Genomic DNA, 13,411 nt, shown 5'->3' with positions numbered 1-13,411 from the left:
GTGGTCTTTCCGGTCTGGAATATGCCATGAGCAAAAGTCGAATAGATGTTAAGCACCTCCCCAAAGATCCAGGACCTGCAGCATGGAATGCAATACTGCCCAATGCACCGACCTATCCTGAGCTTGAAGGCGATATACACGCTGACTGGTTAATTATTGGAGCTGGATTTGCAGGCCTTTCTGCAGCTCAAAGGCTGCTGCAACTGACACAAGGCGAGGAGATAGTGGTACTGGAAGCCCGTCGTCTTGCCGATGGCCCATCAGGGCGTAATAGCGGTTTTATGATCGATCTGCCCCATGAGCTAAACTCTGAAACCTATGCAGGTGCCCATGAGCAGGATATCAAACAGATACAACTAAATAGGGCCGCGATCAACTTTGCCCGTGATATGGCCCATGAATACAACTTAGACAGCAAAATATTTGCCCCTTGCGGTAAAATGACCGCTGCAGGGTCAGACAAGGGCATCGCCCATATCAACAGTTACTGCAAGCATCTGGAAAACCTGGGTGAAAGCTATCAGTTAAAAGATGCTCAACAGATGCAGGCCTGGACAGGCAGTTCATTCTATAAATATGGCTTGTATACACCAGGCGCGGTAATGATTCAGCCTGCGGCTTTTATTCGAGAGGTGGCGAAGGGACTCAGTGACAAGATCCGTATCTTCGAGAACTCCCCTGCTATCTCCCTTGAGCGCGGTAAACCCCACGTCGTGGCAACGCCCAAAGGACGAGTGCACTGCAAAGGCATCATTATGGCCGTTAATGGACATATACAGTCGTTTGGTTTCTATCCCAAAAAGTTGCTGCATGTCTTTACCTACGCCTCGATGACCAGGACTCTCACATCCGATGAAGTTGAATGTTTAGGCGGTGCATCCGATTGGGGAATTCTGCCTGCTGATCCCCTGGGTACTACGGTAAGACGATGTTCAGACTATCAGGGGAGTGGCGATCGTATTGTGATACGCAACCACGCAACTCTTAACCAGTCTATCGAAGCCAGTACAGGTAATATGCGCCGGGCAGCGAGGCTACAAGATCGTTCGTTTAAAAACCGTTTTCCTATGCTGGAAGGTATTGAGATGGAATACCGCTGGGGAGGGCGTCTTTGTCTGACCTGGAACTCAGTCCCAGCCTTTGGCGAATTAGAACCAGGGATCTGGTCCGCTTGCTGTCAGAATGGCTTAGGTACGGTCAAAGGGACGTTATCTGGAATGATGGCGGCAGAGTTAGCGGTGCTGGGAGACTCAGACCATCTAAGAGACTTTATGGACTACAGTCCTCCTCGCCGATTGCCTCCTGAACCCTTCTTATCACTAGGCGCGAACTCGACCATGCGTATTAAAGAATGGCAGGCAGGTATAGAACTCTAGGTTGTACCCCGATTTATCAGTGATATATCAGACGGATCAATCACTAAGTACCTGCACAAAAGTTTTTTGGTATTTATACCTCGGGCTAGAGAGATAAGTTATTTATTCAGAAATATCTATCGCCGTAGATTTTTAAAACATATAAAACAAACATCGGGTTAATTAATATGAAAAACATTCATGATGACTTATCAGGAGGTAATAACACGTATTTTATGTAAGAGTTATCTATTTGTATCGTGCCTTTATTTTTAATGTTGTTAATGTTTAGCATTTTGACCAGCTATTGCTGGTCTTTTTTTGTCTGGCAGAAAGCGCGTCATCGCCTGTTGATAACCCAGGGTTATGGAAAGTATATAAATTATATCATTGGAAGTTTTTTTCACTTCATTTTTATACTAGAAGTACGCTGTTGAGTTACTTTGAACCCTTTTTTATTAAGGTCCAAAGCATCTCTACGACAAATAAAAATTAGAACAACAAGTCCGGTATTATTATGAATTTATCACTTAAAACCTTGTTAAAAACGACTCAGGTTATCACAGTCTCCGCTGCTGTTACGCTAACGGGAACACTGGATGCTCTTGCCAGCAATGACAAGTACAAGTTCAATCTTGCTCTGGAGTCGGGTGATCGTGATTCAGCACAGGGTAAGTCCATGCAGCAGTGGGCAAACCTGATCAAAGAAAAATCCGATGGCCGCATGAAGGTCAATATCTTCTATCAGGGAGAGCTGGGTGGTCAGCAGGAGATGTTTGATCAGCTGGTAAAAGGCAACATCCAGATGATGGTGACCTGGCCTCAAACATCCTACGATGAGCGCTTGGCTGTTAACTATATTCCCTATCTGACCCTGGGTTGGGATGATGCTCTGAAAGCTTATGGTGAGAACGGCTGGCTGAAGAATATTCTTGGCCCTGTTTATGCGGATATCGGTCTGAAATACTTTGGCCCTTATCCTGAGGGTTTTGGCGGTATTGCGACAAAAGGCAAATACGCCACCTCATATGAAAACGCACAAGGTATGAAGGTGCGCTCAGCACCTGTATTCCCACTGCCACAAACGGTTCAGGCTATGGGCTTCCAGGCGGTGCCTATTGATTGGGCTGAGGTATATACCTCCATTCAAACCGGTGTTGTTGATGGCGACTCCAGTAATGTTATTTACTGGGATTACGAGTATTTCCGTGATCAGCTGAACTATTATGTTCACTCCAGGCATAACTTCTCCTCTTACGCCCTACTGATGAACAATGACACCTGGAATGAGCTGGATGCAGAAGATCAGAAGATCATTGCAGATGCCGCTCAAGTGGTGATCAACCAACAGTTTAAAGATGCTCGTGCCGAAGATGAAAAATGGATCAAGGCCGCCCAGAAAGCAGGCATGGAGTATGTAGAGCCTTCCACAGCAGAAATGCAGGCCTGGGTAAAACGCGTCCGTAATGATGTCTGGCCTCTGGTTGAGGAGAAGCTGGGCGCTGAGCTAATGGCCAGGATTCGCGCAAACGCCTCTGTGCCAAAATAAATCGTTTATTCCTAATAAGTTGAAAGCCTCACTTAAAGGATGAAAGTTAGCGGGTTTTCCCCGCTGACTTTTTTCATTTCTTAACTACAGGAATCAAACATGTCCGCAATACTTTCTATTATTCATAAAATCGACACAGTCCTGGCCACCTTGATCAAACCTGTGGTTGTCATTATCAGTCTGGCCATCGCCTTTATGCTCTCCTACGGCATCTTTAGCCGGGCATTGGACGAGCCGGTATTTGGCCTGGAAGAGCTGGTGCTGATGGGGGCCATGTGGCTGTATATGCTGGGTGCCGTACTGGCTTCCAGAGACCGTTCCCACCTCACCGCAGACTTTGTTCAGGTCATCAGTAGTAACGCCAGGGTCATTGGTTTTATGCGTCTGCTGGCAACGTCCATCTCTTTGTTCATGGCGATTATGTTTGCCACCTGGAGCAATGATTTGCTGCTATGGGGCATCAAGAAAGGCCAGACGACCCCTGTCTTTCAATTACCCTGGTATCTCTCTCAGGGCAGCCTTTTCTTTGCCAGCGTCTTGTTCATTTTCTATCTGATTCGTGATTTTTTTGAAGATCTGATCAGTTTCCGCGAGCCTGAAAACGGCTGATAATAACGATAATTCTCATAGGAGTTTTTTATGGGAGCTTTATTAGCAATAGCTGCCGTGGTAGTGCTGATGATGATTGGCGTGCCTGTTGTATTCTCATTTGCAGCTATGACGATGATCTTGTCTTTCGCGTACGACGTGGACATATCTTCATTGATGACGACAGGCTTCTGGTCTGTTAACTCCATTATTTTGCTTGCACTGCCTTTGTTTGTGATGACCGGTTACCTGATGCAATCCGGTGGGATGGCTGCACGCCTGGTGCATTTTGTTGAGGCGTTGGTAGGTAAATCCCGTACTGGCATGGGTTCATCAATGGTAGTGGCCTGTGGTGTTTTTGGTGCTATTTCAGGCACAGCCTCAGCGGCTGTAGCCTCTATCGGTACGATTATGATCGGCCCAATGGAAAAACACGGTTATCCACGGGAATACACCAGTGCACTATTGGGGATCTCGTCTCTGCTGGGTTTGCTGATTCCCCCCAGTATTACAATGATTCTTTATGCGGTGGTCACCCGTCAGTCTGTTGCAGCCTGCTTCCTGGCGACCATAGGTCCTGGCATTCTGTTGATCATTACTCTGTGCTTTATCAACTGGCTGAAAATGCGTCACAACCCTGACCCGGAAGCCCGTACCTTAACTTTCCAGGAGCGTGTAACGGCGATTGGTGACAATGGCTGGAAAGCGATTCCTGCTTTAATGCTACCTGTGATTATTCTGGGCGGTATCTATGGTGGGGTATTCACCCCCACAGAAGCCGCCGCTGTGGCAGTGACTTATGCGATTCCTGTTGGCCTTTTTGTCTATCGTGAACTGGATTTTAAAAAGATTATAGCCTGTCTGGTGGATGCTGCAGCGACCACCGGCGTCATTATGGTGATTCTGGTATTTTCTTTCGTCGCCAGCCGTATTTTTACTTTTGAACGCGTGCCTCAGGAGCTGACCGAGTTACTGATGGATCTGTTCCAGGATAAATTACTGATCCTGCTGGTTGTGAATATTTTCCTGATCTTACTGGGTATGATCATGGATGATGTCAGTGTTGTCGCGATTATCAGTCCTCTGCTGTTACCCGTTATGGTTAACATTGGCGTTGACCCGGTACATTTTGCAGCGATTGTCGGCACCAGCGTTGTCATCGGCTGTAACAGTCCGCCAATGGCACCGATCCTGTTTATGACCTGCCGTATTGGTAAAGTCGGCATGTCTCAGGTCATGCGCCCGGCGTTAGGTTTTATGGCATTTGCAGCGCTACCCGTGATGCTGGTCACCACCTACTGGCCACCTCTGGCGCTCTACCTGCCAAAAGCCTTTGGCTATATCAATTAACCCTTCTCTCACAGCAGTTAATTGCGAAATAAGGGTCAGGCCTAACCAGAATGCCGCTTATCTTATAGCTGCCTCGGTATTTTCCGCTCAGTGATCGGAGAATACCGGGGTTATTTCGGTCAAGCCCCGAACATTACGCCATTCTTTATCACCTGCGGTTTATGCCTATACCTGGATTTCAGTAATAAGTGCAGCCCTGCTCTTTTACCGAAAAAGAGCCGCTACCCGATAATAATCTAAGAGGCAGATCTCTGATGATTAATGCTCTAAGTCTCAAAAAACAGCTTTATATCGTAGTGACTCTGACGCTGATTGGCTTTTTTTTTCTGGCAATACTGTCTTTTTTCACACTACGCACATTAGATCACTCCTTCTTACGGGTTAATGAGTTAAATGATCAAATCCTGCATATGACCCGCCTGGAGCTTTCGGTATTAAAACAGGACAAAAAATCCGAAAGCGGGCAACTGAAAAACCTCCTGCTACAAGCGCAATACCTGAAAAGGTTTAACCAGCAAAACAGCACGAAAGGTCAGCATATAGATAAAATTCAGACCATTCTGCAGCAGTGGGTAGAGATCAAACAACGGCTGATTCAAAGCAGTGAAAAGCTAGGACGGATTTCCAATAAAGGACTCAGAGGAGCCCTGGCTGGACAGATGGCCGAACTGGAGAAAAGCCTGTTCACCAATTTTCGTAAAGACTTTGCTCAGATCAGACAAACTACCAGTCGCTTCTTAGAATTTCCCTCTAAAGAGCACAGTCATGCGGTTATCCTGGCTCTTGAGGCCTTCAACAAAAAAAGTGAGCAGCTGGGATTTGGTACGCTTTATCAACCTATGTTGAAAGAGATTGGTAACCTCTACCAGCAACTCAGCCAGGTGGCTTTAGAGATACAGCATTATCAGGCCCAGGCAGGTCAGCACTATCAGACATTAAGACTCAGTATTGAAGATGCCAGCCAACAGTTATCAATCCAGCTGGCTGAGGCACAAGAAGAAGCCCATCTGGCGGGAGAAAGAACACAGCGATTGATTCTGGGGGTTTGTATTCTGGTTGCGGTTACCGTGATGCTGATGTTGATTAGAATCAGTCAACGGGTCATTGGCAGCTTAAAAAGTATCTCTTCTGCACTGTCAAATCTTGCCAGAGGGGATCTGACCCAAGCGTTGACGATCAAGCCTCAACCACACGATGAAATCGATCAAGCCCGAGAGGCTGTTAACACGCTGAGCCACTCTTTAAGCACCATTTTATCTCAGGTCAGAGCCAGTAGCGCCACCCTGAATCAGGGCGCGGCAGGCTTATCCAAAAACCTGGCCGATATGGTCAGAAGCAACGCCATTACCAATGATCAGGCCGGAGCTGTTGCCTCTGCCAGCGAACAGATTCGCGCCGTAATCCAGAATATGGCGCAGGGCACCGAAACCACCTATGAAAAATCTAAGCAGGCTGAACAATCTGCGATTGCCGGAGATAAAGTGATTACCCAGGCGATCAGCAGTCTGACCGATTTAGCACAGGTATTTGATGAACTGAGTCATCAGATCACCACTCTGGAAGTATCCTCAGGCAAGATTGATGGCGTCACGGATATGATCAACACTCTGGCCGATCAGACTAATTTATTGGCCCTGAATGCTGCGATTGAAGCGGCCCGTGCCGGTGAGTCGGGTCGGGGCTTTTCAGTGGTTGCTGATGAGGTACGTAGCCTGGCAGAAAAAACCGTGCAATCCACACAACATATCCGACAAACTGTAGATGATATTCAACAAAGCCTGCAGCTACTGTTGCAAACAATGGATCGAGGCCAGGCCCACGTCCAACAAGGCCGGACGCTGGGCGATCAAGCCGCTAACGCCATCCAGGAGATCAAGAACCTGATTCATGATGTAGCCCAGAACAACGCACTGCTAATCAATAATATTACCGAGGTTACCGAAGCGACCGATAGCATCGCAAACAATATGGAGCAGGTCGCCCACAGTGTTTCCCGTAACAAACAGCAGAGCCTTGAGATACAGGCTTATGCCAATGACACACTGGATAAAACAGAGCAACTACAGATTATGACAGCGCGGTTTAAATGCCGTTAGAGTGTCCATGAGTGTCAGTTGCCTTTAATGCCTTTACTTTTAACGTCTGAGTACTTTGATATGTCTTTTGGAAACCACAGAACTCAATTCTGGTTAGGTGTTCGTAATCTTCTTCCCCTGGTATCCGGCGTATTACCTTTTGGCCTGATCGCCGGAGCCCAGGGTGTCAGCTTAGGTATGACACCGGAAACGATTATGGCAATGACATTGCTATTTTTTGCAGGATCTGCTCAATTAGCCGCTTACCAGCTGATTCAGGATAATGCCCCTTTTGTCATTATCCTTGTTACGTCTATCGTCGTTAATCTGCGCTTTGCCATATACAGCGTTACCTTTGCTCCTCTGTTAGCTCCCTTAAGAAAGCACCAACGCTGGCCGATCGCCTATCTGCTATCGGATCAGGTGTATGGTTTGTGCGCCATACCAGAACAGATGGCTAAATCCGACGGTGAGCGTCTCTGGTATCTGATTGGTGTCGCCAGTAGCATGTGGCTGAGCTGGGTATTATCGGTCGTTGCGGGAGTTGCGGTCGGGGCCAGTATCCCCGCCGAATGGTCACTGGAATTCACGATACCTCTGGCCTTCCTGGCGATGTTAGTGGCCACCATTACCCGTCCAGTGATGTTAGTGGTTGCTATCATATCTGGCTCCTGTGCCGTCTTGTTCCAGCAACTGCCCTACAACAGTGGCTTTATTGTTGCAATTGTCGCTGGGGTAAGCGTGGGTCTGTTAATGCCAGATAATCAACGGACTGAACCGACTAAAGCCCACTCAGAGGAGAAGTGCTAATGGATACACTATCGCTATGGCTGCTATTTATACTGGCAGGGTTTGGTACTTTTCTCATTCGCCTTTCTTTTATTGAGCTGCATGGTTCCACTCAAAAATTGCTGGAACGGAGCCGAAATATTCTGGCACTACTACCACCAGCCATATTAGCGGCATTATGCATTCCAGCAATCATATTCAGCCACTCGTCAGGCGGGGATGTTATTGACATCACTCAAATTTCAGCGGCAGTCGGAGCCATCATCGTTTCTATATTAAGCCGTAATGTATTCTGGCCAATCGCTACAGGTATGCTCATTCTCTGGTTGTTAAGGCTTGTTACTTAAGTATTCGCACAGATGCTTTCCAATGAAGATGACTATTCAGATAGCCCTGCGCTTTCCGCTCAAATAACGAGCAGGAAGCGCAGGTGTTCAATGATTTACAGCAAGTATTCTTAGCGGAAAACCGTCATCTGTTTAACCAGTTGATCTGTTGCTTGCTTCTGATCTTTTTCCCTGATTTCAGTTATCCGCATTAACTCACCGTTTTCACAGCTATAAGCAGAATACCAGGCATAGTAGGTGGCTTTACTGATGCCATTCTGTTCACAGATCTGCTCCACAGGAATATCGGCAGCGGCTTCAGTCAGCACCTTTTTGATCAGATCTTTATTGTCATTATTTATTATTGTCATTTTGTTTACCTTGTCATCAGGCACACAGCTTAGGAGGTGGCTCAGTCGCCGGAGCGGTGGGCCGCACTGACATCATCAGATAGGTCAATACTTCAGAATTCTGGTGTGGGCTGATCAACCCTTCGGCAACAAACTGAGGCTTATTCAAAATACCTCGCTCGATCATTTCATCAATCAGAGGCAAGTAAGCAAAGCCAGTTTTGCCAATATACAGATTACGGATATCTCGAGTCTGAGACAGGCGTAAGGCTTCGCTCACTCCTCTCAGATAGAGATAGTCCTTGGTAAAACCACCGCCACGATGAACCCGGACCGCCATGCTAAAAGCACTGTCCTGTCCCAGCTTCATCTCCTCGTAGAGATAATTGAAAGTATGGTGGAAATCACCATGATTAAGCATAGCTTTTACTGCTAATACCCGATGAGCCAGATTCTGCAAACGTTTCAGAGGAAGGTTGCCGGTATGGAATTCATTAAGAATAGCAAGACCTTCCTGAGTCATAGTATTACCCGGCAGCCCGAGGGAGAATATTCGCAATGGCTGCTGGCGCGCATTGAGCGTAGTCGCCATATGCACACCCAGTTCATGATGTGCCAGAGCCTGTAGTTGCCCCTGAGAAAAATGATTATTGGCATTAACATAGAGTGCTTTTTTGCGATCAGAGACCATAGCTCCCGCAACTAACCGATGGTTCAGCTCAACCTTGCAGTCCATCCCCCAATCAGAAGCACACTGGCGAAAATAAACACAGGCTTCTTCTGCTGTAATCGTCTTCTCTTCAGCCTCTTCTAACCCTGCCGCATGGAGTAAAAAGTGGGCATTAGCCTCATCTTCCATACTGGGTTCGCCGTAGTATTTCAACGAGCTATAAACAAACTGCTCGCTGCCCGAATGTACCAACAGATCAATCTTGCTGGATAGCATATCAATAGTCTGACGGTACATCTGCTGAATTCCGGGATCACGAATCTCATCCACTGGCAGGCGATACAGTTGTTCTCGAAAATGGTAAGGATCAATATCCAGGGGCCGGTAACGAAAGACTGGACGATAGCTGCCTTTTTTACTGAAAAAACGGCGCTTTTCCTGAGTAACATTAATCGGGTTGATGTAATAAAGTGTTTCCAGATCGCGGGCCAGCTGATACAACGCCTGATCCAGTTTTCTGATCGCCGGATCAAGCTGAGAAGACAACATATCCAGTCGTTTGGCGCTGGCCCTGCGAGTATGATTGCGGGCGAAAAAAGCGGCAGTATCACTCAGACTATGTTTCAGGCCTTCTTTCAGCTCATCCAATAACAGACGGAACACTTCCCCGGTGTGCTCATCCATAAACACCTTTTTCACTTCACAGGGAATCACCAGAGTGTTTTCAAAACGGCTGTTGGTATGAGCAATTAAATAGCCACGTCCGTAAAACACCTCGTTACTGGCTGTACGAACGGGTATACCCTGTAACGTGATGTTGTTCAGCTGGCGTTCAAAGCGTTTGACCACCCGCTGCCAGCGATCCATGTCCACCTGTTCTATACCCAGGTTAAATACCGGTGCGGATTCACTTTGTCTGAAGCCGTTGTAAGAGTGCATATCAAAAACGATACAAGCACCGTAAAGCTGCTCAACTTTTTCGATCAGAGCATCCAGAATACGATAAAAACGCTTATGTTTTTCGATACTAAGCTGACGCTGACGAGCTGAGATCGGCTTATGCCATACCTGCTTGCCCCAGGCTTTTTTATAGACGCAGGTGGCTACCGGTCGATTCAGGTCATACTCATAGCGTGAATCCATGCCGATCAGTGTTATCGGCATGGCCTGAATCATTTCACCGGTAAAAGGGTCTTCTTCCTGATAACGTTCCGCTTCATTCAGCAGGCTGTATTTTTCCAGAGATGACCGAAACTGATGGCCGTCATGGATCGCGGTATAGATCGCAGGGGTATACTCTTCTACTTTCAGGGTAAAAGAGCCATCTTCTGCCTGACATTCAAAAGCTTCACCCAGGCGGATACGACGCAAAATCTCCTGCTCAGACAGATGCAGCATCTTCAATCACCTTACGGAAAGCATTTTTCCGTTCTGCTACCACTTCCTTGGCTTTCACCACATTTTCAACAAAGTCGATCACCTGCTTCTGCAGGCGTACCCGGTTTAAACGGTTGATACGGGTAATGCCGCCAGGACTCAGTACATTCACTTCGATCAGCTTACCGTTAATCACATCCAGACCGACAAAATAGAGACCGTCACGCACCAGCTGAGGACCAATCGCCCGGCATAACTCTTTCTCTTCACGAGTCAGTACGTGTTTCTCTTCCCGGCCACCGGCATGAATATTGGAACGCACATCATCAGCGGGTGGCACACGCCGCATGGCACCAACCGGTTCACCATTGAGCAACAGGATGCGCACATCACCTTTTTCAGCACCAGAGACATACTCTTGCAGAATCACGTAATTGCTTTCATCACCTGAACCAATATAGAAATCCAATAAAGAGCGGAAGTTCTGCCGCGCACCTTTCTCAATCACGATCACCCCCTGGCCACCAAAGCCGTTGAGTGGCTTCATGATCATTTTTTCAGACGGGGAATCTTTCAGTACCTGCTCCAGATACTCACGGTTTTTCGATACATGAGTTGCAGGAACAAAACGACTGGCCTCACCGCTGAAAGAGGCCGGATAAAGTTTGTTGTTGGCAATACGCAGACCATCCAGATCGTTCATGATAAAGACGTCGTTACGTACCGAATCCAGGAAGTTGAGCGCAACGGTATCCAGAGGAGGATTAGCCCGCATGATAATGGCATCGAAGCCCGCTAACGGCAGCTTACAGCGTTTAAACTCAGCCTTTTTATAAAAAGAAACAATGTTGCTGGTAAGCTTAGTGGTGTGTCTGATCACATTACAGAAAGCATGGGCTTCACTGTCCCGGATAGTGAGGTTGTTTGGTGTCGTCACAGCCACAGTAATCCCCCGATCTACGCATTCATGGATCATACGCAAGGTCGAATCACTTTCAGGATCAATACGGTCCCAGGGGTACATGATGAAACAGATTTTCAAGATCAGACTCCAGACAGAAGCATATTCGTCACTTTCGATAAGAGCTTCTTATAATAATTAACGGCAAAAAAAGCCCCAGGCATGCTAATTTTCATTAGCAGCCTGCAGCAAAATAAGTTTCTTACGATAAAATCATAGGGAGACACTAAGGCTAAATTCTTGTGTCAAACCCCAAAAAAGACAGCATTTACCGGCAGATCGCTCCAGTTAATAAAGAGAGGCCAATACGTGCCTCAGAGCAAATATCGGAGAGATACAGCTCTGACTAAGATAATTTGAATTATTATTTCTTCCCTCAGCACTGTAAAATGATGTTTTTTTATTAATTTCAATCGATTTTTTTTATGGATAAATAATGGATCTGAGCTTACTGCGCACCTTTCTTGAAGTGTCCAAAACCCGACATTTTGGTCAGGCAGCGCAGAACCTTCATCTGACACAATCTGCGGTCAGCTTCCGTATTCGTCAGCTGGAAGAGATGGTCGGCATTGATCTCTTTACCCGACAAAGAAATAATATCCGCCTGACTGTGGCTGGAGAGCGTTTATTACCCCACGCTGAAAACCTGTTAGCAGGCTGGCAACTGGCACTGCAGGACGTAGGTATGTCGGAAGCACAGGATACTCAACTCACTCTGGGCGGCATATCCAATCTCTGGGGCACTTTTCTTCAGTCCATTCTGCCGAGACTGGCAAACGAGTTTCCCGGTTTATCGATCCGTACCGAAATCAACTCCCACCAGGAATTAACCCGGTCACTCCTGGCTGGACGTTTGGATATAGCGGTGGTGTTAGATCCACCGAATTCAGCAGAATTAGAGAATTGCATCATTGGCCAGATTGAACTGGTACTGGTTAGCCATAAAGCAGGTATAAGACTGAGTGAAATTGATCAGGCTGGCTATGTTTTTGTAGACTGGGGCACAGCTTTCAATATGAAAAATGCCAAGCTATTCCGCACTCCTGTCATGCCGATTCTGCATACCGAACAAAGCCAGATTGCACTGGAGTTTCTGATCACCTATGGTGGTGTCGCTTTTTTACCACTGGCTCTGGTTGAACCTTATCTGGTCAATCAAGACCTGTATCTGGTATCAGAGGCAGAGTCGGTCAGCCGTGAAGTCTATGCCGTTTACGGTCGCCAGAATTCGGGCGATCAGGATCTTATTTCGGTGATTAATAAACTGGTTGAGTTTGAATTGAAGCCTCAGGCCAATCTGCAACCCAGTGAAGCCAGATAACCTCAGCAGAGATACATAAGTAACAAGGCCAATCAGACAGAATAACGTGAATGAACCAGAAATAGCCTGCACGGTTTCCTTTTGCGATTTATCTTATTAATCGTCTTTCTTTTCTGACATCCGGTCCGTGAATATCTGCTTCAGTTCAATCAGTGCTATCCTGATTACAGTGCTCGTTTTTTAAATATCTGAGTGGGGCCACTGAGTTAATCTGATCTGTTATTTATTGTGCCCCTATTCACTGCATGCTTATTTTATTCCCTGTATTTGCGGAGGCTTAAATGAACAGGCAGGCACAGGATAGCCTTAATCCGTCCGAGTTATCACGGAAACGTACGTTTCAATGGCTCGCCGATGCAATACCGGCACTGGCCTGCTATGTCGATGCCTCACTGCGTTATCGCTTTATGAACACCCGTTACCGGAAACTATTTCACCTCTCAGAGACTCAGGATATACAGCATCTGTATATGCCGGGGCTGATGGGAGAAGAAGCGTTTGCCAAAGCCAGAGTTTATGTCAATAAGGTACTGTCCGGAGAGCATGTAACTTACGAAATACACCTGTCAGAATCAGGTGAAGCGAACAGGGTACTCCAGGTACATTATGTAGTCAGCCCTGAAAAGCCCTTAATAGACGGTTTTTAAAACAAATTAGCTATTCAGGCATGGATCATTTCGACCAGGAGCGGTAAGCTGTG

Annotated in this window: 12 protein-coding genes; 9 read left to right on the top strand and 3 right to left on the bottom strand. The window is 46.8% G+C overall.

Features of this window, described 5'->3' with window-relative positions; all coding sequences use genetic code 11:
• Positions 1–26 precede the first annotated feature (26 nt).
• The 7 genes from H4O21_RS16840 to H4O21_RS16810 all read left to right on the top strand — a co-directional run bounded on the left by H4O21_RS16840 (position 27) and on the right by H4O21_RS16810 (position 8,053).
• Positions 27–1,376 carry an NAD(P)/FAD-dependent oxidoreductase gene (locus H4O21_RS16840; protein ID WP_182810047.1) on the top strand — a complete coding sequence of 450 codons (1,350 nt, stop codon included), beginning with the start codon at positions 27–29 and terminating at the stop codon, positions 1,374–1,376.
• 496 nt (positions 1,377–1,872) lie between these two features.
• Positions 1,873–2,904 carry a TRAP transporter substrate-binding protein DctP gene (gene dctP, locus H4O21_RS16835; protein ID WP_182810046.1) on the top strand — a complete coding sequence of 344 codons (1,032 nt, stop codon included), beginning with the start codon at positions 1,873–1,875 and terminating at the stop codon, positions 2,902–2,904.
• Between the two features lie 99 nt (positions 2,905–3,003).
• Positions 3,004–3,513, top strand: a complete 510-nt coding sequence (locus tag H4O21_RS16830) for a TRAP transporter small permease (protein ID WP_182810045.1) — start codon at positions 3,004–3,006, stop codon at positions 3,511–3,513.
• 30 nt (positions 3,514–3,543) lie between these two features.
• Complete coding sequence (locus tag H4O21_RS16825) at positions 3,544–4,842, top strand: TRAP transporter large permease (protein ID WP_182810044.1); 1,299 nt, start codon at positions 3,544–3,546, stop codon at positions 4,840–4,842.
• A 254-nt stretch (positions 4,843–5,096) separates the two neighbouring features.
• Complete coding sequence (locus tag H4O21_RS16820) at positions 5,097–6,938, top strand: methyl-accepting chemotaxis protein (RefSeq protein WP_182810043.1); 1,842 nt, start codon at positions 5,097–5,099, stop codon at positions 6,936–6,938.
• 60 nt (positions 6,939–6,998) lie between these two features.
• A complete protein-coding gene (locus H4O21_RS16815; protein WP_182810042.1) occupies positions 6,999–7,727 on the top strand; it encodes an AzlC family ABC transporter permease in 729 nt (242 codons plus the stop codon).
• A complete protein-coding gene (locus H4O21_RS16810) occupies positions 7,727–8,053 on the top strand; it encodes an AzlD domain-containing protein (RefSeq protein ID WP_182810041.1) in 327 nt (108 codons plus the stop codon). Before H4O21_RS16815 ends, H4O21_RS16810 begins: the two co-directional genes overlap by 1 nt.
• 110 nt (positions 8,054–8,163) lie before the next feature.
• Here the strand turns inward: H4O21_RS16810 and H4O21_RS16805 are convergent, their stop codons facing one another.
• From H4O21_RS16805 to gshB, 3 genes are read right to left on the bottom strand one after another with little or no spacing between them, the layout of a single operon-like run.
• Positions 8,164–8,403 carry a helix-turn-helix domain-containing protein gene (locus tag H4O21_RS16805; protein ID WP_182810040.1) on the bottom strand — a complete coding sequence of 80 codons (240 nt, stop codon included), beginning with the start codon at positions 8,401–8,403 and terminating at the stop codon, positions 8,164–8,166.
• A gap of 16 nt (positions 8,404–8,419) precedes the next feature.
• A complete protein-coding gene (locus tag H4O21_RS16800) occupies positions 8,420–10,450 on the bottom strand; it encodes a flavohemoglobin expression-modulating QEGLA motif protein (protein ID WP_182810039.1) in 2,031 nt (676 codons plus the stop codon).
• Positions 10,434–11,471 (bottom strand): glutathione synthase, encoded by a 1,038-nt coding sequence (gshB, locus tag H4O21_RS16795; RefSeq protein WP_182810038.1) that lies wholly within the window; start codon positions 11,469–11,471, stop codon positions 10,434–10,436. Before gshB ends, H4O21_RS16800 begins: the two co-directional genes overlap by 17 nt.
• A gap of 355 nt (positions 11,472–11,826) precedes the next feature.
• Here gshB and H4O21_RS16790 point away from each other — a divergent pair, with 355 nt between their 5' ends.
• Both H4O21_RS16790 and H4O21_RS16785 read left to right on the top strand, forming a co-directional pair.
• Entirely contained in the window at positions 11,827–12,711 is an 885-nt protein-coding gene (locus tag H4O21_RS16790; protein WP_182810037.1) for a LysR family transcriptional regulator, read from the top strand.
• A gap of 281 nt (positions 12,712–12,992) precedes the next feature.
• On the top strand, positions 12,993–13,358 hold the full coding sequence (locus tag H4O21_RS16785; protein ID WP_182810036.1) for a PAS domain-containing protein: 366 nt from the start codon (positions 12,993–12,995) through the stop codon (positions 13,356–13,358).
• The last annotated feature ends 53 nt before the right edge of the window (positions 13,359–13,411 follow it).

Origin of the sequence: Oceanospirillum sediminis (genome assembly GCF_014164585.1) — a bacterium.
GTDB lineage: Bacteria > Pseudomonadota > Gammaproteobacteria > Pseudomonadales > Halomonadaceae > Oceanospirillum > Oceanospirillum sediminis.
The sequence above is the reverse complement of the archived record's forward strand: the minus strand, read 5'-3'. Positions and strand labels throughout refer to the sequence as shown.